This is a genomic window from Ralstonia insidiosa (assembly GCF_008801405.1).
Taxonomy (GTDB): domain Bacteria; phylum Pseudomonadota; class Gammaproteobacteria; order Burkholderiales; family Burkholderiaceae; genus Ralstonia; species Ralstonia insidiosa.
This window is the reverse complement of the sequence record NZ_VZPV01000001.1, coordinates 1,435,856-1,458,119: the sequence shown is the minus strand read 5'-3', so window position 1 is coordinate 1,458,119 and position 22,264 is coordinate 1,435,856. Positions and strand designations below refer to the sequence as shown.

General features: G+C 63.6%; 24 protein-coding genes. 10 read left to right on the top strand and 14 right to left on the bottom strand.

The annotated features are described in order from the left end of the window. The first annotated feature begins 38 nt into the window (after nucleotides 1-38). Nucleotides 39-911, top strand: coding sequence for a UTP--glucose-1-phosphate uridylyltransferase GalU (gene galU / locus F7R11_RS07035; RefSeq protein WP_064802227.1), 873 nt, complete (start codon nucleotides 39-41; stop codon nucleotides 909-911). A 126-nt stretch (nucleotides 912-1,037) separates the two neighbouring features. Here galU and F7R11_RS07030 read toward each other — a convergent pair whose 3' ends face one another. The 3 genes from F7R11_RS07030 to F7R11_RS07020 form a co-directional block, all read right to left on the bottom strand. Continuing rightward, a complete protein-coding gene (locus F7R11_RS07030) occupies nucleotides 1,038-2,033 on the bottom strand; it encodes a hypothetical protein (RefSeq protein WP_064802226.1) in 996 nt (331 codons plus the stop codon). Between the two features lie 469 nt (nucleotides 2,034-2,502). Next, nucleotides 2,503-2,721 (bottom strand): translation initiation factor IF-1, encoded by a 219-nt coding sequence (infA, locus tag F7R11_RS07025; protein WP_004631109.1) that lies wholly within the window; start codon nucleotides 2,719-2,721, stop codon nucleotides 2,503-2,505. Between the two features lie 361 nt (nucleotides 2,722-3,082). Next, nucleotides 3,083-3,376, bottom strand: a complete 294-nt coding sequence (locus tag F7R11_RS07020; protein ID WP_031329431.1) for a hypothetical protein — start codon at nucleotides 3,374-3,376, stop codon at nucleotides 3,083-3,085. Between the two features lie 304 nt (nucleotides 3,377-3,680). Between F7R11_RS07020 and F7R11_RS07015 the strand changes: the two genes are divergently transcribed. After that, nucleotides 3,681-4,790 carry a glycoside hydrolase family 191 protein gene (locus F7R11_RS07015; protein ID WP_064802223.1) on the top strand — a complete coding sequence of 370 codons (1,110 nt, stop codon included), beginning with the start codon at nucleotides 3,681-3,683 and terminating at the stop codon, nucleotides 4,788-4,790. On the opposite strand, the gene pobA is transcribed toward F7R11_RS07015, so the two are convergent. Continuing rightward, nucleotides 4,768-6,009: a 4-hydroxybenzoate 3-monooxygenase gene (gene pobA, locus F7R11_RS07010; protein WP_064802221.1), complete on the bottom strand. Its 1,242-nt coding sequence runs from the start codon at nucleotides 6,007-6,009 to the stop codon at nucleotides 4,768-4,770. The genes F7R11_RS07015 and pobA overlap by 23 nt on opposite strands. A gap of 119 nt (nucleotides 6,010-6,128) precedes the next feature. On the opposite strand from pobA, the gene F7R11_RS07005 reads away from it, so the two are divergent. Both F7R11_RS07005 and F7R11_RS07000 read left to right on the top strand, forming a co-directional pair. After that, complete coding sequence (locus tag F7R11_RS07005) at nucleotides 6,129-7,106, top strand: LysR family transcriptional regulator (RefSeq protein WP_064802218.1); 978 nt, start codon at nucleotides 6,129-6,131, stop codon at nucleotides 7,104-7,106. 140 nt (nucleotides 7,107-7,246) lie between these two features. Next, nucleotides 7,247-8,416, top strand: coding sequence for an ABC transporter substrate-binding protein (locus F7R11_RS07000; RefSeq protein WP_064802216.1), 1,170 nt, complete (start codon nucleotides 7,247-7,249; stop codon nucleotides 8,414-8,416). A gap of 20 nt (nucleotides 8,417-8,436) precedes the next feature. On the opposite strand, the gene F7R11_RS06995 is transcribed toward F7R11_RS07000, so the two are convergent. From F7R11_RS06995 to F7R11_RS06950, 10 genes are all read right to left on the bottom strand, one after another. Continuing rightward, nucleotides 8,437-9,138, bottom strand: a complete 702-nt coding sequence (locus F7R11_RS06995) for an ABC transporter ATP-binding protein (RefSeq protein WP_021195151.1) — start codon at nucleotides 9,136-9,138, stop codon at nucleotides 8,437-8,439. Beyond that, complete coding sequence (locus F7R11_RS06990; protein ID WP_064802213.1) at nucleotides 9,131-9,904, bottom strand: ABC transporter ATP-binding protein; 774 nt, start codon at nucleotides 9,902-9,904, stop codon at nucleotides 9,131-9,133. The genes F7R11_RS06995 and F7R11_RS06990 overlap by 8 nt, the downstream gene beginning before the upstream one ends. Beyond that, nucleotides 9,901-10,935, bottom strand: coding sequence for a branched-chain amino acid ABC transporter permease (locus tag F7R11_RS06985; protein ID WP_064802211.1), 1,035 nt, complete (start codon nucleotides 10,933-10,935; stop codon nucleotides 9,901-9,903). The genes F7R11_RS06990 and F7R11_RS06985 overlap by 4 nt, the downstream gene beginning before the upstream one ends. Next, the gene (locus F7R11_RS06980; protein WP_064802209.1) at nucleotides 10,932-11,801 is read right to left on the bottom strand and encodes a branched-chain amino acid ABC transporter permease; all 870 of its coding nucleotides are present in this window, start codon (nucleotides 11,799-11,801) and stop codon (nucleotides 10,932-10,934) included. The genes F7R11_RS06985 and F7R11_RS06980 overlap by 4 nt, the downstream gene beginning before the upstream one ends. Before the next feature lie 86 nt (nucleotides 11,802-11,887). Further along, nucleotides 11,888-12,283, bottom strand: a complete 396-nt coding sequence (gene pcaC, locus F7R11_RS06975) for a 4-carboxymuconolactone decarboxylase (protein ID WP_064802206.1) — start codon at nucleotides 12,281-12,283, stop codon at nucleotides 11,888-11,890. After that, the gene (gene pcaD / locus F7R11_RS06970) at nucleotides 12,276-13,088 is read right to left on the bottom strand and encodes a 3-oxoadipate enol-lactonase (protein WP_064802204.1); all 813 of its coding nucleotides are present in this window, start codon (nucleotides 13,086-13,088) and stop codon (nucleotides 12,276-12,278) included. Before pcaD ends, pcaC begins: the two co-directional genes overlap by 8 nt. 22 nt (nucleotides 13,089-13,110) lie before the next feature. Next, nucleotides 13,111-14,472, bottom strand: a complete 1,362-nt coding sequence (locus F7R11_RS06965) for a 3-carboxy-cis,cis-muconate cycloisomerase (RefSeq protein WP_064806207.1) — start codon at nucleotides 14,470-14,472, stop codon at nucleotides 13,111-13,113. 7 nt (nucleotides 14,473-14,479) lie between these two features. Next, nucleotides 14,480-15,682: a 3-oxoadipyl-CoA thiolase gene (pcaF, locus tag F7R11_RS06960; RefSeq protein ID WP_021195158.1), complete on the bottom strand. Its 1,203-nt coding sequence runs from the start codon at nucleotides 15,680-15,682 to the stop codon at nucleotides 14,480-14,482. 27 nt (nucleotides 15,683-15,709) lie between these two features. Continuing rightward, nucleotides 15,710-16,372, bottom strand: a complete 663-nt coding sequence (locus F7R11_RS06955; protein WP_064802202.1) for a CoA transferase subunit B — start codon at nucleotides 16,370-16,372, stop codon at nucleotides 15,710-15,712. Then, nucleotides 16,369-17,058, bottom strand: coding sequence for a 3-oxoacid CoA-transferase subunit A (locus F7R11_RS06950; protein ID WP_064806205.1), 690 nt, complete (start codon nucleotides 17,056-17,058; stop codon nucleotides 16,369-16,371). The genes F7R11_RS06955 and F7R11_RS06950 overlap by 4 nt, the downstream gene beginning before the upstream one ends. Nucleotides 17,059-17,380: 322 nt before the next feature. Here F7R11_RS06950 and F7R11_RS06945 point away from each other — a divergent pair, with 322 nt between their 5' ends. From F7R11_RS06945 to F7R11_RS06920, 6 genes are all read left to right on the top strand, one after another. Continuing rightward, on the top strand, nucleotides 17,381-18,172 hold the full coding sequence (locus F7R11_RS06945; protein WP_064802200.1) for an IclR family transcriptional regulator: 792 nt from the start codon (nucleotides 17,381-17,383) through the stop codon (nucleotides 18,170-18,172). A gap of 90 nt (nucleotides 18,173-18,262) precedes the next feature. Next, complete coding sequence (locus F7R11_RS06940) at nucleotides 18,263-18,865, top strand: hypothetical protein (protein ID WP_021195162.1); 603 nt, start codon at nucleotides 18,263-18,265, stop codon at nucleotides 18,863-18,865. Between the two features lie 357 nt (nucleotides 18,866-19,222). Then, nucleotides 19,223-20,068, top strand: a complete 846-nt coding sequence (locus F7R11_RS06935; protein ID WP_064802198.1) for an ABC transporter substrate-binding protein — start codon at nucleotides 19,223-19,225, stop codon at nucleotides 20,066-20,068. 58 nt (nucleotides 20,069-20,126) lie between these two features. After that, nucleotides 20,127-20,822: an amino acid ABC transporter permease gene (locus F7R11_RS06930; protein WP_021195164.1), complete on the top strand. Its 696-nt coding sequence runs from the start codon at nucleotides 20,127-20,129 to the stop codon at nucleotides 20,820-20,822. A gap of 2 nt (nucleotides 20,823-20,824) precedes the next feature. Then, nucleotides 20,825-21,517 (top strand): amino acid ABC transporter permease, encoded by a 693-nt coding sequence (locus F7R11_RS06925; RefSeq protein WP_064802196.1) that lies wholly within the window; start codon nucleotides 20,825-20,827, stop codon nucleotides 21,515-21,517. After that, nucleotides 21,514-22,263, top strand: coding sequence for an amino acid ABC transporter ATP-binding protein (locus F7R11_RS06920; protein WP_082932789.1), 750 nt, complete (start codon nucleotides 21,514-21,516; stop codon nucleotides 22,261-22,263). The genes F7R11_RS06925 and F7R11_RS06920 overlap by 4 nt, the downstream gene beginning before the upstream one ends. Nucleotide 22,264: the final 1 nt, after the last annotated feature.

The following is a 22,264-nucleotide window of genomic DNA, read 5'->3' as shown; positions in this document are numbered from 1 at the left end:
CACTCCTGCGACCCCATATCGAAACGAAGGAAACCACGATGCAACGCGTTACCAAAGCCGTCTTCCCGGTCGCGGGTCTGGGAACCCGCTTTCTGCCGGCCACCAAGGCCAGCCCGAAGGAAATGCTGCCGGTGGTGGACAAGCCGCTGATCCAATACGCCGTGGAAGAAGCCATGGCTGCCGGCATCACCGAGATGATCTTCGTGACGGGCCGCAGCAAGCGCGCCATCGAAGACCACTTCGACAAGGCCTACGAACTGGAAGCTGAGCTCGAAGCCAAGCAAAAGACTGCGCTGCTGGAAGTCGTACGCTCGATCAAGCCGTCGCATGTGGATTGCTTTTACGTGCGCCAACCCGAAGCGCTGGGCCTGGGCCATGCCGTGGCATGCGCAGAAAAGCTGGTTGGCGATGCACCCTTCGCGGTCATCCTGGCAGATGACCTGCTTGACGGCACCCCGCCCGTCATGAAGCAGATGGTCGACCTGTACGAACACTACAACTGCTCGGTGATCGGCGTGGAAGAAATCGACCGCGAGCAGAGCCGTTCGTACGGTGTGGTTGACGGCCGTCCATGGGAAGAAGACGGCAGCGTGATCAAGATGTCGGGCATCATCGAAAAACCGACACCGGAGAATGCGCCGTCCAACCTGGGCGTGGTCGGCCGCTACATCCTTACGCCGCGCATCTTCGAGCACATCCGCAACCTCAAGCCGGGTGCCGGCGGTGAGCTGCAACTGACGGACGCGATCCAATCGCTGCTATCGGCCGAACAAGTGCTGGCCTACCGCTACAAGGGTGTGCGCTATGACTGCGGCAGCAAGCTGGGCTATCTGAAAGCCACCGTGGAACTGGCACTCAAGCACAAGGAAGTCGCGGACGAATTCCGCGCCTACCTCGCTGCGCGCGGCTAAGTCTCATCGGCCCATAGAAAAACCCGCGCAGCGCGAGCTGACGCGGGTTTTTTGTTGGCCGGAAGGCCGAAGCCTCAGCCGGCCAGGCACGCCCCCTTCTGACGTAGGCGTGACAGCTTCTGCTTCTTATTGCGGTGCTGCCAGCGGCTTGATGGTGTTGTTCAGCAGGCTCCAGTACGAGCTGCTGCTGTACGGCAGCATCTGTTCTGCGTAGTTCCACCAGAAGTAGCCACCGATGAAGCGCGGGTCGGATGCCATCGTGGTGGTACCCATCGGGTAGTACGACTTGATCAGGCTCTGCTGCACCGATTTCGGCGCCGACGTGCTCGACGTGCCGATCTCGCCAAAGCCCACCTTCGCCACCGGGAAGATGGATTCCAGCAGCTTGAAGTCGGCAGTCCAGTTCGGGCTCAGGCCCGGGCAATCCTGGTACGGGTAATAGCTGAACAGCGCATAGTCAGCACCTTGACGCACGCGCGCCGGCAGATAGGTCTGCGCCCAGGTCTGCCACGCATCCATCGGCAGTTGCCAGCAGTTGTTGCCCTTGCGATCGTCGTTGTAGTACAGCGTCACGGCGGTCAGACCACCGTTGGCCTTCACGATGTCGTGTGCTGCGGCCACCATGTTGCCAATGTCCTGCTCTTCTTGAGCGGCCACTGCATTCGGGCCGTTCGAGTCATTGCGCAGCCATTCGCCGTTGATCTCGTTGGCGATTTCCCACACGTCCACCACGTTCTTCAGCGTGCCCACCAGCTCGTTGGTACGTGCCGTGTAGGTTTGCAGATCGCTCGGGAAGTAGTACGAGTCCATGACCTCGCCCATCACATAGGCAACAGCATGGAGCTTGACGAGTGCCGGGTAGTACTGTGCAGCGGTCGTGCCCGGATCGAACACCACACGCACGGTCGGCTTGTACGGCAGATGCGTGAGCGATGCCACGATCGCGTTGATGTTGCTGACGTCGTCCAGCGTGACGCCGTAGATGGGTGCCTTCGGGCGCGTAGCCTGCGCCGAGGCGGTTTGCATACCCAGACCCGTCAGCGATGCTGCCGCCATCAGGCCCACCATGACGCGCCGGCTCGCGCGCGCCACGCTCTGTGCTGCTTTTGTGGTTTCCAACATTGTGATTTCTGTTCCCTCGGACGCAAAAACGTTACGCCCAGATTTCGATGGACAAGCGCCGTCCTACCTGTGCGGTATCTCGATGTGGTGTGACTCGGTTGGCACACTGAGCACCGAACGGGTGCGAGCGTCAGATGACGCCCCGGTCGGCGAATTGAATGCGCGATTGGAAGCTCAGCCGAGGTTATCGGCGGGCCGTGCGCTTATTTGAGGACTGGTACAGCTGGCGCGCGCTCACCCGGAATTCGAGGGCGAGGCGCGGCTTGACAAGATGAAAAGCCCTGCACTTCAGTTGATCGCTGACTGTGTTTCCCCCCGTCAGCGATCGATGGGGATCATACCCCATCCAGGTGACACGCCAATTAATATTACCGATCGCTAACGATTGGCGAAAGAAAAAAACCGCGGGCCATGCGTGCTCGCGGTCTCTTATATGTCTTGCTGGGCGCTTTAGTGCTGTGTTGCTGCGTTACTTGTGTCGATAGTTGATGCGACCCTTGGTGAGGTCGTACGGCGACATTTCCAGCTTTACGCGGTCACCCGCCAGGATACGGATGCGGTGCTTCTGCATCTTGCCCGACGCATATGCCCAGATTTCCACGCCGTTTTCCAGTTGCACGCGAAAACGATTGTCGGGCAGTGCTTCGGAGACCACCCCTTCAAATTCAATCAGTTCTTCCTTGGCCAAACTCGTTCCTTTGTATGCAGCACACGGCTGCGTCAATGGTTGCAATAAGTGTGATGACCCACCCGAACCACGCCGCACGCCCTGTGTAGTGGGCATGCAGCGGCATCGCCGCGATCATCGGCCCGCACAGCGGGCTTGGGGGGTACCGAGTTGCACCCAACGCAGGTTGCGCCCGCCAGTGGCACGCGCCTCGTTTCGTACGTTTAGTGCAAGCGAGGAATGGGTGGCGGTCGCAGAGAGCGCGCCGCCCGGCTCGACGCGGGGGGAACCCCGGTGCTGGACTCGGCTGCACGGGCCGTAACGGGCCCGGCGGCAAGCCGGATTCGCCTGCTATTCTATCACGGACAGGAGCTGTTCCGCTTCAGACCTTGTCAACGGCCAGCGACAGGTCCGGCACGTCGCCATCGATGATGCTTTCAGCAAAGCGCAAGGCTGCCACGCGCGCATCCCCCACATTGCTGAACTGTTGCTCCCCCGACAGGCGAAATACCTGGGTCTGCCCTGGCTCGGGCGACTCCCCTGCTCTGCAGATCATCACGGCGGCGTTGTAGCTGCGGTCCTCTCTGGCCTCGGGCCAGCGTGCCGTGCGCTCGTGCTGGAAAGCCAACGGATAGATGTCGAAGCCTTTGTATTGGCCCGCCGGCAAAGTGTCCATCGCAAATGCCCCTTCTTGAAGGTCGAGTGCTGTCCGACTATACACCCGTGCACTTTGCGTGGCGATGAAAGCGCTGCCAACCTTTGATCTACCTCCGCTGAAGGCTTGTACGCCTGCCCGATCTGCTCAGGCAAGCAGATCGAAACCCGTTCTTAAGAACTTTCAGGATGCCACCCCTCTTTCGTAGGGAGGCCTGTGCTAGCGTGCTGGCCGTGCGCTACTGCAAACGTTTCACGCATACCACAGCGCGCGCATGCAGGACCGCAGCATTTCACTAGGTCATCCCTCTCTCTCAAGACCAATCATGCGCATGTCCAACCCCGCTCTCGCACTCGCCTGCTCTGCGCTCATGCTCTCCGCCTGCGGAGGCGATGATGGCAGCGCCTCTCTGCCCCTCCAATCCGTCATGGCCGCGACAACAACCACCTCAACCATCGCCAAGCCGCCAGCATCTGCCACGGCTATTGCCTTGTGCGGCGCAAACAGCGTATCGCCGCTCGCGGGCGTGCAAACGTGGATGTATCAGTTGCAGAACCTCCAAACCGACGCGCAGATCAACGCGCTTGATGCCCAGCCGTACGACATGCTCGTTGTCGAGGCCGGCAACACGGTCAAGGGCCAAGAGGCATTCAACACGGCCGGCATGGTAGCGCGACTGCATACCAAGGCAGACGGCTCGCCGCGCAAGGTCATCGCCTACATCGACATCGGGCAGGCGGAAGACTTCCGCACCTACTGGACCACCGACTGGACGCCCCCCACCTCAACGGGGCCCGGTGTCCCCAACTTCATCCTGACCATCGACCCGGACGGTTGGGCGGGCGACTATCCGGTGGCCTATTGGGACCCGCGTTGGCAAGACCTGTGGCTAGGCCCCAACGGTGCAGTGGCGCAACTCGCGCGCGAAGGCTTTGACGGCGTCTATCTGGATTGGGTGGAGGGCTACACCAACGCGACAGTGGTTGCCGCTGCAAAGAAAGCCGGTGTGAATCCGGCCAAGGCCATGGTCGATTTCATTGCGAAGATCCGTGCCGCGGGCCGCGCCATCAACCCACAGTTTGCGGTGATCCAGCAGAACGCGCCGGAACTCATCGATGCCGTGGGCGCGGCACAACTACTGCCTAACCTCGATGCCATCTCGCAGGAAGACACGTGGTTTGGCGGCGACGCGGGTGTGGCCTGGAGCGACCCGGCCGGCGGTGATCAAGCGCCACCTGCCGCAGACACCCAATGGGCCATTGAGCAGTTGCAGAAGCACTGTGCGGGCGGCCTGCCCGTCTTCACGATCGACTACGCCCTGAAAACCGCCAACGCGCAGCAGGTCTACACCACCTCTCGCAACCTGGGCTTCCGTCCGCTGGTGTCGCGCATCGCTTTGTCCAAGCCGACGACTACGCCGCCCTGGAACTACTGACGTTACCCGCTGCGTTCAACGCCCTCGCTGGCGCGTCGGCCAATGACGCAAACGGCAGGCCGACGTAATTCTCGGCCAGCACGCGCGCCGCGGCCGGCGAGGTCGTCACGTATTCCAGCTCGGCGCGCTGCAGCCGCTGCATGAACGGCGTGTGGTCATCAAAGCGATGCAGCATCGACGTCATCCACCACGAGAAATGCTCCGCACGCCAGATGCGCTGCAGGCAACGCTCTGAATAGCCGGCCAGTTGCGTCGCGTCGTTCTGCTGGTAACGCGCCGTGAGCGCCTGCGCCAGCACGCGCACGTCGGCCACGGCCAGGTTCATGCCCTTGGCACCGGTGGGCGGCACGATATGCGCCGCGTCACCCGCCAGGAACAGGCGGCCGTACTGCATCGTCTCGCACACAAAGCTGCGCATCGGCGTCACGCTCTTCTGCAGGATCGCGCCTTCCTTGAGGTGCCAGCCGTCGTTGTTTTCCAGGCGCGTGTGGAGTTCATCCCAGATACGTGCGTCGGACCATTCAGCGAGGTTCTCGTCCGGCTTGCATTGCAGATAGAGCCGCGTGATCTTGGGCGAACGCATGCTGAACAGCGCGAAGCCACGGTCATGGCTTGCGTAGATCAGCTCTTCGGCTGCGGGCGCAGCCTCGGCCAGAATGCCCAGCCACGCAAACGGGTAGACACGCTCGAACACGGCCTGCCGCTGTGCTGGGATCGCCGGACGGCAGATGCCGTGAAAGCCATCACAGCCGGCGATGTAATCACACTGCAGCGTTTGCGGCACACCTTCGTGCATGAAGCGCACCGAGGGTGTGGCGGACTCGATGTCATGCACCGACACATCGCTCACCTCGAACAGCAGCGGTGCGCCCTGCTCCACGCGTGCGGCAATCAGATCCTTCACCACCTCGTGCTGCCCATACACGGTGATGGAGCGCCCGCCTGACATCGCCGTCAGGTCAACACGATGCCGCTTGCCGCCAAACAGCAGGTCGATGCCACGGTGCACCAGCCCTTCGCGGCGCATGCGCTCACCCACACCGGCTTCATTGAGCATGTCGACCGTGCCTTGCTCCAGCACGCCGGCGCGGATGCGCTCTTCCACGTACGTGCGGCTCCTGGTTTCGAGGATGACCGCATCGATGCCGTTGCGATGCAGAAGCTGCCCGAGCAGCAGGCCCGCGGGGCCCGCGCCGATGATGGCGACCTGGGTGCGCATGGTGGTTGTCTCCAGACGGATTGAAATCGTTCTGGCAAGCATTGTTGGCCCGCACCCTGATATCGCACAATGCAATATCGGCGATAAACTTTATCGCCCATTCCGATAGTGTGAGTGCCATGTCCACGCTGCCCGACTTTGACCTGAACCTGCTGCCGATCCTGCTGGCACTGCACGACGCACGCAGCGTGAGCATGGCCGCACAGCAGCTCGGCATGAGCCAGCCAGGCGTGAGCACGGCGCTGGCCAAGCTGCGCACGGTGTTCGATGACCCGCTGTTCGTGCGCACCTCGCGCGGCATGGAACCGACACCGCGCGCGCTGGCGCTCATTCCCGCCGCACGGGATGTGCTGGCCCGCGTACAGCAGGGCATTCTGGAGACGAGCGCGTTCGATCCGGCCACCACCACGCACCTGTTTTCGATTGCCCTGTCGGACGTGGGCGAGATGGTGTTCCTGCCCCGCATTATCGAGGCGATGGCGCGAGAGGCACCCGGGGCCTCGGTGCAGTCCGTGTCGCTTCCACCGGCACAGATCGAGCGTGCGCTGGAGACCGGCGCGCTCGATCTGGCCGTGGGCTACTTTCCTGACCTGAAGAAGAACAACTTCTTCCAGCAGCGGCTGTTCACGCACTACTTCACGTGCATCGTGCGGGCGGACCACCCGGTCACGCGCGGCGGCAACACCAAGCTGTCGATGGCGCAGTTCCTGGAGTACGGCCATGCCGTGGTGCGTGCGGAAGGACGCAGCCAGGAGTTGTACGAGCGCTTTCTGGAGCGCAAGCGCATCCGCCGGACACCGACACTACTCACGCCGCACTTCATGAGCATTCCGTTCATCCTGGCGCGCACGGACTTGATTGCCACGGTGCCGCATGCGGTAGGCCTGTCGTTCATGCAATCACACGCCAACATCCGCGTCATGGAGCCACCGCTGGAGTTGCCCAGTTTCGACCTCAAGCAGCACTGGCACCGCAAGTTCCACAACGATGCACGCAGCCAATGGTTCCGCGCGCTGGTGGCATCGCTGTTCAACGACGAGGCCGACGAATGGCGCGAGCCCGGTCATGCACCGGCCAAGCGCAAGCACACCAAGTAGCGACCTTACGACGCGCGTTCACTATACGAACACTCGGTTGCAATGCGAACACGAAGCCTTTAGGATCGTCGCCACGCGCAGGCGACGCCACTGCCCCGAGTGTCCGGCCCACGCTTGCCGATCAACCTTTGGAGACCTTCATGAAACGTCGTGTGCTGCTGCTGACTGCCGTTGCTGGTGCGTTGATGACCGCGTTGCCCGCCTTCGCGGATGAGCCAATCAAGATCGGCCTGATTGCGCCCTTCTCCGGTCCCTTCGCCGACTATGGCAAGCAGATGGAAGACGGCATCAAGGCGTATCAGAAGCTGCATGGCACCACTGCCGGTGGGCGTCAGGTGCAGATCATCATGAAGGACACGACAGGCCCGGTGCCGGATGTCGCCAAGCGGCTCGCACAGGAATTGGTCGTACGTGACAAGGTCGATTTCCTGGCCGGCTTCGGCCTCACGCCGGAAGCGCTGGCCGTGACGCCCATCGCGCAGCAGGCCAAGAAGCCAATGGTGATCTTCAACGCTGCGTCGTCGTCCATCACCACCAAGTCGGATTACGTGACGCGCGTGTCGATGACACTGCCGCAAATCTCCGCGCCGATCGCCTCGTGGGCACTGAAGAACGGCATCAAGCAGGTGGCGACTGTGGTGGCCGACTACGCGCCCGGCATCGACGCGGAGAATGCCTTCAAGCAGACCTTCACCGCAGGCGGCGGCCAGGTGGTGGAAGCCGTGCGCGTACCGCTGCGCAATCCGGAGTTCGCGCCGTTCATCCAGCGCGTGAAAGACACCAAGCCGCAGGCCGTGTTCGTCTTCCTGCCGGCCGGCGAGCAAGGCGTGGCGTTCATGAAGGGCTTCCGTGAACGCGGGCTGGCGCAGGCCGGCATCAAGGTCATCGCCACGGGTGACCTGACGGATGACCACGTGCTGCCAGCAATGGGCGATTCGACGCTGGGCGTGATCACGTCGTTCCACTACTCGGCGGCGCACGACTCGCCGCAGAACAAGACGTTCCTGAAGGCCTTTGCCGACGCCAACCCCGGTGCAGGCCGCCCCAACTTCATGGCGGTGGCCGCGTACGACGGCATCAGCGCGATCTATGACGTGATCAACAAGCTCGGCGGCAAGATCGATGGAGAGAAGGCGATGGCCGCCTTCAAGGGCATGAAGATCGATAGCCCGCGTGGACCAATCACCATCGACCCCGCCACCCGCGATGTGGTGCAAACCGTCTACATCCGCAAGGTGGAGAAGGTCGGCAACGAGCTGTACAACGTCGAATTCGACAAGTTTGCCGACGTGAAGGACCCGGGCAAGTAAGCCGCATTCAGTCTTCCGCCTCAGGCGACTGCCACAAGCCGCTGCAACAGCGGCTTGTCGGCAAGCAGATCGGCGCTGCTCGATGCGTGGACGATGCGCCCGCGATCGAGCACCAGTGCACGCTGCGTCAACTCCAGCGCCAGGCGCGCATGCTGCTCCACCACAATCACCGCCATGCCGCCCTCGTCCACCAGCGCACGGATGGCGCGGCCGAGCTCCTGCACGATGATCGGCGCGAGACCTTCCATCGGCTCATCCAGCAACAGCAGTGCAGGATTCGTCATCAGCGCGCGGGCGATGGCGACCATCTGCTGCTCACCGCCCGACAGCTGATTGCCGAGATTGCGGCGCCGCTCCTGCAAACGCGGGAACGTCTTGTACACGCGCGCGACATCCCAGGCGCCGGGCCGTGCGACGGCAGTCAGATGTTCTTCCACCGTCAGCGACGGAAACATCCACCGCTCCTGCGGCACCCAGCCAAGGCCTGCCCGCGCGCGGCGGTGCGGTGCCACCTTGCCGATGTCCGTACCTTGCCAGCGGATGCGTCCACCATGCAGACGCGTGAAGCCCATCAGCGTGCTTAGCAGCGTGGTTTTGCCAACGCCATTACGACCCAGCAGCGCAAGGCTGCCGCCCGCTTCCAGCGTGAATGACACATCATCGAGCACGATGGCGTTGCCGTAGCCGGCCGTCACGTTCTCAAACGCGAGCAACTCAGGCATGTTCAGCCTCCCCGAGGTAGACCTCGCGCACGCGTGGGTCGGCGGCGATCTCCTGCGGCGTGCCTTCAGTCAGCACGCGGCCGGCCACCAGCACGCTGATCCGCTCGGCAAAGCGGAAGACGAGGTTCATGTCGTGCTCGATGAAGAGGATGGTGATGTCGCGCGGCAGGCTGGCGATCACCTCGAACAGTTCAGCGCTCTCCCCCGCCGGGATGCCGGCGGCGGGCTCGTCAAGCAACAAGATGCGCGGCTGCGTGGCCAGCGCGAGCGCAATCTCCACCAGCCGCTGTTTGCCATACGGCAACGCATGCGTTTGTGCCAACGCATCGGCGCCTAGCTGCAGGCGACACAGCAGCGCCATGGCTTCGTCGCGCGCCTCCTTGTGTGCGGCAACCGTGCGATGCCATTGCCACGCAACGCCCGTGCGCTCGAAGATGGCGAGCATCACGGATTCCAATACCGTCAGCCCCGGGAACAACGTGTTGATCTGGAACGTACGCGTGATGCCGCGCTTGACGCGCCGATGCGCGGGCAGGCGCGTGATGTCTTCATCGCCCAGCAACACCTGTCCAGAGGTGGGTGCAAACGCGCCGGTCAACAGATTGATGAAGGTCGTCTTGCCCGCACCGTTGGGGCCGATCAGCGCGTGGCGTGCTCCTGGCGCGAACGACAACGAGATATCTGAGTTGGCATGAAAGCCGCCCCAGCGTTTGGACAAACCGCGCGTGCTAAGCATTGGCGTGGGATGTATCGTCGGCGCGTTCATGCGGCACCGCCTTTGCGGGCACGCCAGGCCTTGAGGGCGGAAACCGCCGCCTCCAGCCCACCCAGCAGACCACCGCGTGCAAACAGCACGATCACCATCAGCAGCAGCCCAATCCAGAACTGCCAGTAGACCGGGTTGATACCGGAGAGCACGTCCTGCGCCACCATGAACACCGCCGCGCCGATCAGCGCGCCATACAGCCGGCCCGCGCCGCCCAGCACCAACATGATCAGCAGCTCGGCCGAGCGCGAGAAGCCCAGCGAATCCAGCCCGACAAACTGCGTAGTCTGCGCGAGCAGCCCACCGGCGACACCGGCAATCGCGGCGCTTACCGTGAACGCAACCACTAGGCGCATGCGCACGTTGGCGCCAATCGCCGGCATCCGTTTGGGCCCCTGCTGAATGCCGCGCAGCGACAGCCCGAATGGCGAGCGCACCAGCCTGCGCAGCAGCACGAACACCGCAAACAGCACAACAAGGCTGTAGATGTAGGCCGTGCGGCCCGCCAGATCAAACTCGAAGGTACCGAGCAGGTTGTTCATCGTCACGCCTGAGAGGCCATCGACGCCGCCCGTCAGGAATGCCATCTTGTTGGCCGCTTCATACAGCATCAGGCCAATACCGAGCGTGACCATCAACCGCGTCAGATCCTGCCCGCGCACGACAAGGAAGCTCACGCAGAAGCCCCCCAGCGCAGCGACGATGGCGGCGGCGCCTAACCCCGTCAACGGCTCACCCCAGCCATGCGCCGCCAGCAGCCCTGCCGTATAAGCGCCCAGCCCGAAGAAGCCTGCATGCCCCAGCGACACAATGCCCGCGTAGCCGAGCACCAGGTCAAGCGACAGCGCAAACAGCCCCACGATCAGCACCTGGCTGCCGAAGACCAGGTAGTCCGGAAAGAGGAAGAACACGGCGATCGGCACGCACCAGAATGCCATCTCCAGCGCCGACCAGCGCGCATCGGGCAAGCCGTGCACCCGTGTGGACTCTGCGGGCTGTGAGGCACGCATCAACTGTTGCAGCACGCTCATGCGCGCCTCCCCAGCAGGCCGCTCGGAAACAGCACGAGCAGCACCACCATCAACCCGTAGATGACAAACGCGCCGATCTCCGGCACGTAGTACTTACCTGCCACGTCGAACACGCCCAGCACCAGCGCCGCCAACAACGTCCCCTTGATGGAGCCCGCGCCCCCCACCGCGACCACAAGCAGGAAGTACACCATGTACTTGATCGGGAACGACGGATCGAGCCCGAGCACGTCGATGCCCAAGCCGCCACCCAAACCCGCCAACCCGGAGCCCAGTGCAAACGTGACAGAGAACACCAGGCTCACGTTGATGCCCAGCCCGGCGGAGGCCTGTTGGTTGTCCACCGACGCCCGCACCTGTGCACCAAAGCGCGTGCGTTCGATCAGCCAGGCCAACAGCACCGTCAGCACGATCACCACGCCGATCAGGAAGAGCCGATAGCGCCCGACCTCCAGCGCGCTGCCGAATACGCTCAGTTGCCCGCGCAGCACCTCCGGCAACTCAACCGGCTGCTGCGCCGGTCCCCAGACATAGGTCGCCCCTGCCATCGCCATAAACACGAGTGCGATGGAGAACAGCACCTGATCCAGCGGACTCGCACGATAGAGCCGCCGGTACAGCGTGCGCTCCAGCACAAACCCGATGGCCGCGGTGACAAGGAAAGCAATGGGTAGCGTCGCCAGGAACGGCACGCCGAGTCGGTTCATCAACACCACACACACGTAGCCGCCCGCCATGGCAAACGCGCCGTGCGCAAGGTTGATGAAGTTCATCAGGCCCATCGTGACCGACAGGCCGATGCTGATCAGGAACAGCAGGCTGCCGTAGGCCAGCCCGTCAAACAACACACCCAATGCACTGAGCATGGGGTCTCCTCCTTGGGGTCTGTTCTGGCTCGGCGGCCAGTTTGCCCGGTCTGTGTTGCGTGGCGTCTCCCCCGAGACGAACTGTCCTACTTGCCGGCGGCTTCCGCGTCCATCTCGGCAAACACGGTCTGCGCGAGGTGGAAGGCGTGGTTGGCGGCCGGTACACCGCAATAGATGGCAGTCTGCAACAGTGTCTCCTGAATCTCGTCGCGTGTGACACCGTTATTGGAGGCGGCGCGCAGGTGCAGACGTAGCTCGCCGTCGCAGCCCAGCGCCACCATCATCGCGATCGTCAACAGGCTGCGCGTGTGGCGCGGCAAGCCGGGGCGCGTCCAGATCTCACCCCAGGCATAGCGCGTGATCAGGTCCTGAAACGGCGCGGTGAGGTCGGTCTGTGCAGCGTTGGCACGGTCGACATGGGCATCGCCCAACACGGCGCGGCGCACCTGCATGCCGGCGGCATGGCGTTCGCGATCATCCATGGGTAGCCTCGCGCACAACGCCCGTTGTGAGGAAGCTGACCAGCGCTTCAGTGTAGCCGTCAGCCTGCTCCCAGTTGGCGAGGTGGCCGGCGGAAAGCTCCACGTACTGCGCGCCCGGCACGCCATCGGCGATGAGCTTGGTCTGCGCGGCGGGCGTGGAAATGTCGTGCGTGCCGCCAATCACCAGCATCGGCACGCGGATGTTCGGCAGTTGCGCACGCAGGTCCGCATCGCGAATCGCACCGCAGTTGCCGTTGTAGCCAGCGTCGGGCGTGGACAACAGCATCGCTTTGACGATGTCGACGCGGCCCGGCGCGGCGTCGCGATAGCCCTGCGTGAACCAGCGCTCCAGCACCGTTTCGGTCACGCTGGCCATGCCGCCTTGCTCCACCTGGGCGATGCGCGTGTTCCAGCTTTGCTGCGTGCCGATCAGCGCCGCGGTGTTGCTCACCACCATGCGCGGGAAGCGCTCGCCGTGATTCGCAGCCAGCCACAGGCCCGTCAGCCCGCCCATCGACAGGCCGCAGAACAGCGCCAGATCAATATCGTAGTGATCCAGCAGTGCGAGCACATCGCCACCGAGCTGCGCGACGCCGAACGGCGCTTCCGGCACGCTTGTCTGGCCGTGGCCCCGTTGGTCATAGCGCAGCACACGGAAATGCTTGCGCAATGCATCGAGCTGCGGCGCCCACATGCCGAGGTTGGTGCCCAGCGAGTTGGACAGCACCAGCACCGGCTTGCTCGTATCGTGGGGGGCGTCAAATTCGTGATACAGGCGGACGTTGTCGTGTTCTAGCCAGGGCATGGCGTCTCCGTGGATGTCTTGTTCAGGGGTGGCGGCGAGCGTGCTCGGCCAGCACGCGATCGACAGCGGCGCCCGCGTCGCCAAGGTAGTGTGTGGGATCGAGCAGCGCGTCGAGCCGTTGCGGCGTGGCGCTGCCCCAGATGCGCAGGACGTCGGCGTCTTGGGCCAGCACGTCGCGCAGTGTTCGGTTGTCTTGTACGGCCTTGCGGCTGGCGGCTTCCACCACGTGGTGCGCTTGCAGGCGGCCAAGGTCTGCACCCAGTGCCAACATCACAGCCTCACCGAGGATCAGGCCATGTGTGAGATCGAGATTGGCGCGCATACGTGCTGCATCGACATGCAGGCCTTCGGCGATGTCGCGCATGCGGTCGAGTGCGCCTGCGGCCAGGCACACCATCTCGCGCAGCGTCGCCCACTGCGCCTGCCAGCCGCCGAGCGCGCGCTCGTGCTCCTGCGGCAGCGCAGACAACAGCGTGCTCGCCAGTCCGGGCATGCGCGTGGCCGCAGCCAGCACCGTCGCACAGCCAACTGGGTTGCGCTTGTGCGGCATGGTGGAAGAACCGCCCTTCCCCGCACCCGATGGCTCGGCAACTTCGCCCACCTCGGTCTGCATCATCAATGAGAGATCGCGGGCGAAATGTCCCAGCGTGCCAGTCAACAGTGCGAGCGTCGTACCGATGTCGGCCACACGATCCTGCTCGCCATGCCACGACAGCGTGGGCAGCGGCAAATCAAGCTCATGCGCCAGCGCCTGCGCCACAGCGCGGCCGTGCTCACCCAGGCTGGCGAGCGTGCCCGCCGCGCCACCAAACTGCAGCGCCGGCACATGCGCACGCAACGCGGCAAAGCGATCCTGCGTGCGGTGCACCGCCTCCAACCAGCCTGCGACCTTGCGGCCGAACGTTGTCGGCAGGGCCTGCTGCAGCCATGTGCGCGCCACCATCGGTGTGTTGCGATGGCGCTGCGCCAACGCGGCCAGCGCATCGGCCAGCTTCTGCAAATCCACCTCGATCAACGCGGCCGATTGCTTCCACTGCAGCATCAGGCCGGTGTCGATGATGTCCTGGCTGGTGGCGCCCCAATGCACGTAGCGTGCAGCGTGTTCGTCGTGCTGCGCGACGGCGGCAGTTAGTTGCTTGACCAGTGGAATGGCGAGATTGCCCGCACTGGCAGCCGCATCGCCAAGTGCCTCCAGATCCAGCGTCGCTTTAGCGCATACCGCGCGAATCGGCGCGACGGCTTCCGCCGGAATCACGCCGACCGCACCTTCGGCCTGCGCAAGCGCCGCCTCTACGTCGAGCATCGCACGCACGGTGGCCCCGTCAGACCACACCGCCAGCATGGCCGGCGTGGAGAACGCGCGATCGAACAATCCGCTGGTCATGGCGATATCAAACGCGCTCAATCACCAGCGCAATACCCTGCCCTACGCCAATGCACATCGTGCACAGCGCATAGCGGCCGCCAGTGCGATGCAGTTGATACATCGCCGTCGTCACCAGGCGCGCACCGCTCATGCCGAGCGGGTGACCCAGCGCGATGGCGCCGCCGTTCGGGTTGACGCGCGGGTCGTCATCCCGCAAGCCGAGCTGGCGTGTGACCGCCAAGCCTTGCGCGGCAAACGCCTCGTTCAGCTCGATCACGTCCATCTGATCGATCGTCAGGCCCAGTTGCTTGAGCAGCTTCTGCGAGGCCGGCGCCGGGCCGATCCCCATCACGCGCGGCGGCACGCCAGCGGTAGCCATGCCGACAATGCGCGCACGCGGCGTCAGGCCAAAGCGTTTTGCCGATTCTTCGTTGGCGAGCAGCAACGCGCAGGCGCCGTCGTTCACACCCGAGGCATTGCCGGCGGTGACGGTGCCGTCCGGGCGCACCACGCCCTTGAGCTTGGCCAGCGCTTCCATGGTGGTTGCGCGCGGATGCTCGTCGCGGCTCACGACAATGGCATCGCCCTTCTTCTGCGGAATCGTCACCGCGGTAATTTCCTGCGCGAGCGTGCCGTCTTCCTGCGCACGCGCGGCGTTGGCCTGGCTGCGTAGCGCGAAGCGGTCCTGGTCTTCGCGGTTGACGTTGTAATCGGTGGCGACGTTCTCGGCGGTTTCGGGCATCGAGTCGACGCCGTACTGTGCCTTCATCAGCGGGTTGATGAAGCGCCAGCCGATCGTCGTGTCATAGATGGCGGCGTCGCGCGAGAAAGCGCTCGCGGCCTTGCCCATCACGAACGGTGCGCGGCTCATGCTCTCCACACCGCCGGCGATCATCAGCGACGTTTCACCGGCACGGATGGCGCGCGCGGCGGTGCCGGTGGCATCCATGCCTGAGCCACACAACCGGTTGATGGTCGAACCCGGCACGCCCTCAGGCAACCCGGCCAGCAGCGACGACATGCGCGCCACGTTGCGGTTGTCTTCGCCGGCCTGGTTGGCGCAGCCGAAGATCACGTCGTCGATGGCCGACCAGTCGACCTGCGGATTGCGCGCCATCAGCGCCTTGAGGGGCACCGCGCCCAGGTCGTCCGCGCGCACGGCGGACAGGCTGCCGCCGTAGCGGCCGATGGGGGTGCGAATGGCGTCGCAGATAAAGGCTTGCGTCATGGTGGTTTGTCTCCAGTAATGTATGCGTTATGAACGACGCAGCGGCGCGGCCGTCAGCGTCTGCAGCGACTCAAAATCGAGGCCGTCGGCCATCTCGCGCACCACCAGCCCCTCGGGCGTGATGTCGATCACGGCAAGGTCGGTGTAGATGGTATCGACACAGCCGACGCCCGTCAGCGGGTACGTGCACGCTTGCACGATCTTGCTGTCGCCCTGCTTGGTCTGGTGCTCCATCATCACAAAGACCCGCTTGGCTCCGATGGCCAGATCCATTGCCCCGCCTACGGCCGGAATCGCATCTGGTGCACCGGTGTGCCAGTTGGCCAGATCACCCGTGGCCGACACCTGGAAGCCGCCGAGCACGCAATAGTCGAGATGGCCGCCTCGCATCATGGCAAACGAATCGGCGTGATGGAAGAAGGACGCGCCAGGCTTGATGGTGATGGGCTGCTTACCCGCATTGATGAGGTCTTCATCCTCGTCACCGGGTGCGGGTGCCGGGCCCATGCCGAGCAAACCGTTTTCGGTGTGCAGGATGATCTCGCGATCGGCAGGCAACTGGTTGGCCACCAGCGTCGGCAGGCCGATACCGAGGTTGACGATGGAGCCATCGGGAATATCGCGCGCCACGCGGGTGGCGATCTGGTCGCGCGTCCAGCGCTTGAATTGGGTGGTTGCTTCGGCGCTCATGCGGCCTCCTTGGCTTGTACAGCGCTGCCGAGTTGGACGACACGCTTGACGAAGATACCGGGCGTGACGATGTGCTCCGGGTCCAACGCGCCCAGCTCCACTGTCTCGCTGACTTGCGCAATGGTGCATTTGGCCGCCATGGCCATCACCGGACCAAAGTTGCGCGCGGTCTTGCGGTAGACGAGGTTGCCCCAGCGGTCCGCCCGCAGCGCCTTGATGAGCGCGTAGTCGGCGGTCAGCGGCAGCTCGAATACGTACGGTTTGCCGTCGATGATGCGTGTCTCCTTGCCCTCTGCCAGTTGCGTGCCGTACGCGGTCGGGCAGAAGAAGCCACCGATGCCAGCACCCGCAGCGCGGATGCGCTCGGCCAGATTGCCCTGCGGCACCAGCTCCAGCTCGATTTCGCCGGCGCGGTAGAGCGCGTCAAACACGTACGAGTCGGCCTGGCGCGGGAACGAGCAGATGATCTTGCGCACACGGCGTGCCTTGAGCAGCGCGGCAAGGCCTGTCTCGCCGTTGCCGGCGTTGTTGTTGATGATAGTGAGGTCACGTGCGCCGTGGGCGATGAGCCCGTCGATGAGCTCAGAGGGCATGCCAGCGGTACCAAACCCGCCGATCATGATGGTGGCACCGTCAGGGATATCGGCCAGCGCGGCCTCCACAGACGGACAAATCTTGTTGATCACGTGCATTCTCCGGCAGGGGCGCCACGCATTTTGATCGCCTGGCGCCGCTCGGAGCATCGCGGGCCACAAGTCACGCAAATGGCCGGGCCGCGAGCGCGCGGCCTGCGAGTCTCCTGATTGATGACTGGATCGACACAGGCCTTTGCTGTCCGGCCCACGCTCCCTTTTGTTCGATATACGAACTCACGTTCGATCCAAGAACTAATCTACGCCCGGGCTCCCGGCCGTGTCAAGGCGTACGCATAGCGATCAGGCGTTCGAGTGGCGAAACTTGTGGAATATCAGTAGTCTTGAGGTCAGTACTCCGCTTTCGCTTCTCTGCATGTCCGCCGCCGAACTTCCTGCCGAAAAACCCAGCGATTCCTACGTGCAATCCTTCGCACGCGGGTTGTCCGTCATCCGCGCCTTCAATGCGGAGCGGCCCGAGCAGACGCTCTCCGAAGTTGCCGAAGCAACCGGCCTCACGCGCGCAGGCGCCCGTCGCATCCTGCTAACGCTGGTGAGCCTGGGCTACGTCAGCTTTGAAGGGCGCCTGTTCCGGCTCACGCCCAAGATTCTCGACCTAGGTTTCGCCTATCTCACCTCGATGCCGTTCTGGAACCTCGCCGAGCCGGTGATGGAAGAGCTGGTGCAGACGGTGCATGAGAGCTGCTCCGCCTCGGTGCTCGATGGCACGGAAATCGTGTACGTGCTGCGCGTGCCCACGCAGAAGATCATCGCGTTGAACCTGGCGGTCGGCAGCCGCCTGCCGGCGTTCTGCACGTCGATGGGGCGCGTGCTGCTGTCCGGCCTGCCGGAAGACCGGCTCGACATCGTGCTGCGCGAATCCGACCGCCGCGCGCGCACGCAGCGCACCGTCACCGAAGTCGATGCCTTGAAGGCGGTCATTGCCGGCGTGCGCCAGCAGGGCTGGGCGCTGGTTGACCAGGAGTTGGAGGAAGGGCTGATCTCGCTGTCAGCGCCGATCCGCAATCGGGCGGGCGATATCATCGCCGCCATGAACATCAGCGGGCAGGCCAACCGTACGTCAGCCAAGCAGATGACCAAGCAGTTTCTCGAACCATTGCAGGCAGCGGCCGAGCGCATCTCGGCCATGGTGCGTGTGCGGACCTGATCGCAAGCAAGTTGCGTGCGATTGGGTGCATTAGGCGCCTCGCATCCCGGCGTTTTTTTCAATAAAATTGTCGCTTCGTGGGCAAAGAGGATGTCTGTGACTCAACACGCCGCCATTCGGATCGGTCTGGATGTGAAAGGCCGCCTGCGTTGCCGTCAGACGAGTGGTCGGGCAAGCGCTGCGCGCGCCCTGGCGATTGCCCTGCCGTTGCTGGCCAGCCCCCTGTGGGCACAATCGCAGTCCTCGGCCGGAGCTTCTGCCCTGCAAGAGCTGACTCCGCTGGCACGCATGCTGGTCGGTGCCGCCACCGGCCGCAGCACCGCTGCCGCCGGCGTGCCTGCCCTCACCGGCCCCGCCCGCAATACCGATCGGGCGCTCACCCAGGCTTGCACGGAAATCAACCGTTTCACCCCCATCCCGCTCGACCGGGAGACTGCGCTTGTGCAATGCACGCTGGCGCAGAAGAAGAATCTCGTCTTCCTCATCACGCTGACCAACTATGCGGCGCACTCGGCTGCGTCGCAGGGTTTCCGGCTGAACTTCGTGCCGATCCTGCAGAAGAACATCTGCAACAACGGCGACGTACGCATCCTGACGCGCCTGGGCCTGAGCCTGGCCTACCGCTATCGCGGCAACGACCATGAGATGGTCGGCGACGTGCCCATCAACGAAACCATCTGCGGCGCCCTGTAAGACCAGCGCACGGCACCGGGAATCCCCCGATGGAGCCGGGTCGGTTGCCATGTCATTAATGGGAACCCATGTCTTCTTTCCATAACAAGCACGCCGTGCCTCAATCCTGCCGCGCCTGCATTTGAGCCACCTCAGCCAGCGTTGCCGACAACCCGTAAGCCCGCCCGTGCAATTCGTCCCAACCCGTTTTCCAGCCTGCGTTTGTGCCAGTCCGCATGGTCTATAGTTGGGCGGCTTGCGCTGCCGTCATATGGTTATCCGGATAGCGAGCAGCCAAGCTTGTCGCACGCCTGTATGCTCGCGGTCGATCTTGATTCACGCACTGCCACCCATCCAAGTCGTCAAGGAGGAAATCCGATGAAAACAAACCGACGTCTGACACAAGTTGCCGGCGCTGCCGTCCTGGCCGCCGCCACCCTGGTCGCCACGATTGCCCATGCCGACCAGCTCGCCGACATCAAGAAGAAAGGTGAACTCGTCTGCGGCGTGCTCGGCACCGATGAGCCGTTCAGCTTCCTGAAAGACCCGATGAGCCGCGAGATCGTCGGCTACGACGTCGATATGTGCGACGCCGTGGCCAAGAGCATCGGCGTGAAGCCCGTGCTCAAGCAACTGGCCGTGGCCGCACGCCTGCCCGAGCTGCAGCAAGGCCGCGTGGATCTGCTGGCCGCGTCGCTCACGCACAACAAGGAGCGCGAGGCGCAGATCGACTTCTCGGTGTCGACCTTCATCACCGGCCAGAAGGCCATGGTCAAGAAGGACAGCGGCATCACGTCGCTTGCCCAGCTCGACGGCAAGAAGCTCCTGACGGTCAAGGGCTCCACCATGGAAGCCAACATCGCCAAGACCATCAAGAATGCCGATGTCGTCTCGTTCGACAACAGCCCGCAAGCGCTGCTGGCCCTGCAACAAGGCAAGGGCGTCGCCTACGTGAACGACGAGACCACGCTGATCGGCAACATGGCCAAGATGGGCCCGGTGGCCAAGGACTACGCGCTCCTGCCGCAGAACCTGTCGACCGAGCACCTCGCGCTGGGCATCCGCAAGGGGGAGCCGGCCTTCAAGAAGCAGGTTGACGACGTGCTGCTGGGCATGGAAAAGAGCGGCGAAGCACAAAAGCTGTTCGACAAGTGGTTCGGCCCGACCACGAAGATGGCCTTCCCGCAGCGCACCTTCAAGATTTCCACCGACAAGATCGACTAACTACAAGTCGGGCCGCCCGGACCGGGGTTTCAACCTCGGCCGGGCGGTATGAAACTCCATGCCCCAATTTGATTTGTCGATGCTGCTCTCGGGGCAGTATCACCAGTGGCTTGTCAGCGGCTTCTTCCTGTCGATCAAGCTATCGCTGCTGGCCTTCGTGCTGGCGTTGCCGCTTGCGATCGTGGTGGCGCTGCTGCGCCTGGCACCGGCCGCACCGTTGCGCGCCATCGGCCAGACCTACGTTGAAGCCATCCGCAACGTGCCGCTGCTTGCGCACATGCTGTTCTGGTATTTCGGCGCGCCGCAGATCCTGCCGCAGTTCATCAAGGACTGGCTCTATAGCCTGAACTACGAAGCCGCGAGCGCCGTCATTGCGCTCGTGCTCTACACGGCCGCCTATATGGCGGAAGACATCCGCAGCGGCATCCGATCGATCCCGAAGGAGCAGTTGGAAGCCAGCCGCGCACTCGGCCTTTCTTTCCTTCAGGCGATGCGGCTCGTGGTGCTGCCGCAATCGTTGCGCGTGACCGTGCCACCGTTGGTCAGCCAAACGCTGAGCCTATGGAAGAACTCCAGCATCGCCATGGTGATCGGCGTGGCTGAGCTGATGTACCAGGCACAACAGGTGGAGTCCGCCACCTTCCGCGGCTTTGAAGCGTTTGCGTTTGCCACGGCGGCCTACCTGACCATTTCGATTGCGATCACGGTGTTCTCCGCCTGGTATCAGCATCGCTATCCTGTGCGGACGCTGTAGCCATGCTCGACCTCATTCAAACCTACGGCGTTTACTACCTGATCGGCCAGTATCCGAACGGCCCGTTGGGCGGTCTGGCACTGACCTTTCTGCTGGCGTCGGCGGGCCTTGTTCTGGCACTGCCGGTGGGCATCGTGCTGGGCCTGTGCCGCGTGAGCCCGTTTGCCGTGCTGCGCTGGCCGGCCACAGCGCTCGTCTACGTGGTGCGCGGTACACCGCTGCTGATGGTGATCTTCTGGGCGTACTTCCTGCTGCCCACCATCACCGGCCAGCGTACAGACCAGTTCAGCACCATGCTGACCGCGCTGGTGATCTTTGACGGTGCCTATCTGGCGGAGATCGTCCGCGCCGGCATCCAGGCTCTGCCTCGTGGGCAAATGGAATCCGCCCGCTCACTCGGTCTGTCATATATGCAGGCAATGCAGCGCGTGATCCTGCCGCAGGCACTGCGCAACATGCTGCCGTCGCTGGTCAACCAGCTCGTCTCCACCATCAAGGAGACCTCGCTCGGCTACATCATCAGCCTGCCCGAGGTGTCGTTCGTGGCGGGGCAGATCAGCACGGCCGTCATGGTCAAGTCTGCCGAGGTCTACGGCCTGCTGGCGATCAGCTATTTCGTGATGTGCTTCAGCCTGACCCGCGTGGCGTTCTTCCTGGAGCGGCGCCTTGCCGCACACGCTCCATCCAAACCATGAACATGATTACGATCGAACACGTCGACAAGTGGTACGGCGAGTATCACGCCCTCGTCGACATCAATGAAACCGTCGCCCAGGGCGAGGTTGTGGTGGTGTGCGGGCCGTCGGGCTCGGGCAAGTCAACGCTGATCCGCACGCTGAACCGGCTGGAGCCGATCCAGAAAGGCCGCATCATCGTCAACGGGCAAGACGTGCATGCACACGGCGTGAACGTGAACGTTCTGCGCAGCGGCATCGGCTTTGTGTTCCAGCAGTTCAACCTGTTTCCGCACCTGACGGTCATGCAGAACTGCACGCTGGCACCAGTGCAACTTAAGCGCATGCTGCCGCAGGAAGCGCGCGACTTTGCGATGCGTCTGCTGGAACGCGTGGGTCTGCCGCACAAGGCCGACGCCTACCCAGGCGCGCTCTCAGGCGGGCAGCAACAACGCGTGGCAATTGCCCGTGCGCTGGCCATGAAACCGCCGGTGATGTTGTTCGACGAGCCGACCTCCGCGCTGGACCCGGAGATGGTGAACGAAGTGCTGCTGGTGATGAAGGACCTTGCCCGCGACGGCATGACCATGGTCTGCGTGACGCACGAAATGGGCTTCGCGCGCGAAGTGGCCGACCGCGTGATCTTCATGGATCAGGGCCAGGTGCTGGAGCGCGCCAAACCCGAAGACTTCTTCCTGCGCCCACAGCATCCGCGTGCGCAGCGATTCCTCGCAGACATCCGCTCGCCGTGGGCCCAACCCGCGTGAG

Coding starts and splice junctions, on each gene's coding strand:
- galU (WP_064802227.1), top strand. CDS start 39: ATGCAACGCGTTACCAAAGCCGTCTTCCCGGTCGCGGGTCTGGGAACC.
- F7R11_RS07030 (WP_064802226.1), bottom strand. CDS start 2,033: ATGTTGGAAACCACAAAAGCAGCACAGAGCGTGGCGCGCGCGAGCCGG.
- F7R11_RS07020 (WP_031329431.1), bottom strand. CDS start 3,376: ATGGACACTTTGCCGGCGGGCCAATACAAAGGCTTCGACATCTATCCG.
- F7R11_RS07015 (WP_064802223.1), top strand. CDS start 3,681: ATGCGCATGTCCAACCCCGCTCTCGCACTCGCCTGCTCTGCGCTCATG.
- pobA (WP_064802221.1), bottom strand. CDS start 6,009: ATGCGCACCCAGGTCGCCATCATCGGCGCGGGCCCCGCGGGCCTGCTG.
- F7R11_RS07005 (WP_064802218.1), top strand. CDS start 6,129: ATGTCCACGCTGCCCGACTTTGACCTGAACCTGCTGCCGATCCTGCTG.
- F7R11_RS07000 (WP_064802216.1), top strand. CDS start 7,247: ATGAAACGTCGTGTGCTGCTGCTGACTGCCGTTGCTGGTGCGTTGATG.
- F7R11_RS06995 (WP_021195151.1), bottom strand. CDS start 9,138: ATGCCTGAGTTGCTCGCGTTTGAGAACGTGACGGCCGGCTACGGCAAC.
- F7R11_RS06990 (WP_064802213.1), bottom strand. CDS start 9,904: ATGAACGCGCCGACGATACATCCCACGCCAATGCTTAGCACGCGCGGT.
- F7R11_RS06985 (WP_064802211.1), bottom strand. CDS start 10,935: ATGAGCGTGCTGCAACAGTTGATGCGTGCCTCACAGCCCGCAGAGTCC.
- F7R11_RS06980 (WP_064802209.1), bottom strand. CDS start 11,801: ATGCTCAGTGCATTGGGTGTGTTGTTTGACGGGCTGGCCTACGGCAGC.
- pcaC (WP_064802206.1), bottom strand. CDS start 12,283: ATGGATGATCGCGAACGCCATGCCGCCGGCATGCAGGTGCGCCGCGCC.
- pcaD (WP_064802204.1), bottom strand. CDS start 13,088: ATGCCCTGGCTAGAACACGACAACGTCCGCCTGTATCACGAATTTGAC.
- F7R11_RS06965 (WP_064806207.1), bottom strand. CDS start 14,472: ATGACCAGCGGATTGTTCGATCGCGCGTTCTCCACGCCGGCCATGCTG.
- pcaF (WP_021195158.1), bottom strand. CDS start 15,682: ATGACGCAAGCCTTTATCTGCGACGCCATTCGCACCCCCATCGGCCGC.
- F7R11_RS06955 (WP_064802202.1), bottom strand. CDS start 16,372: ATGAGCGCCGAAGCAACCACCCAATTCAAGCGCTGGACGCGCGACCAG.
- F7R11_RS06945 (WP_064802200.1), top strand. CDS start 17,381: ATGTCCGCCGCCGAACTTCCTGCCGAAAAACCCAGCGATTCCTACGTG.
- F7R11_RS06940 (WP_021195162.1), top strand. CDS start 18,263: ATGTCTGTGACTCAACACGCCGCCATTCGGATCGGTCTGGATGTGAAA.
- F7R11_RS06935 (WP_064802198.1), top strand. CDS start 19,223: ATGAAAACAAACCGACGTCTGACACAAGTTGCCGGCGCTGCCGTCCTG.
- F7R11_RS06930 (WP_021195164.1), top strand. CDS start 20,127: ATGCCCCAATTTGATTTGTCGATGCTGCTCTCGGGGCAGTATCACCAG.
- F7R11_RS06925 (WP_064802196.1), top strand. CDS start 20,825: ATGCTCGACCTCATTCAAACCTACGGCGTTTACTACCTGATCGGCCAG.
- F7R11_RS06920 (WP_082932789.1), top strand. CDS start 21,514: ATGAACATGATTACGATCGAACACGTCGACAAGTGGTACGGCGAGTAT.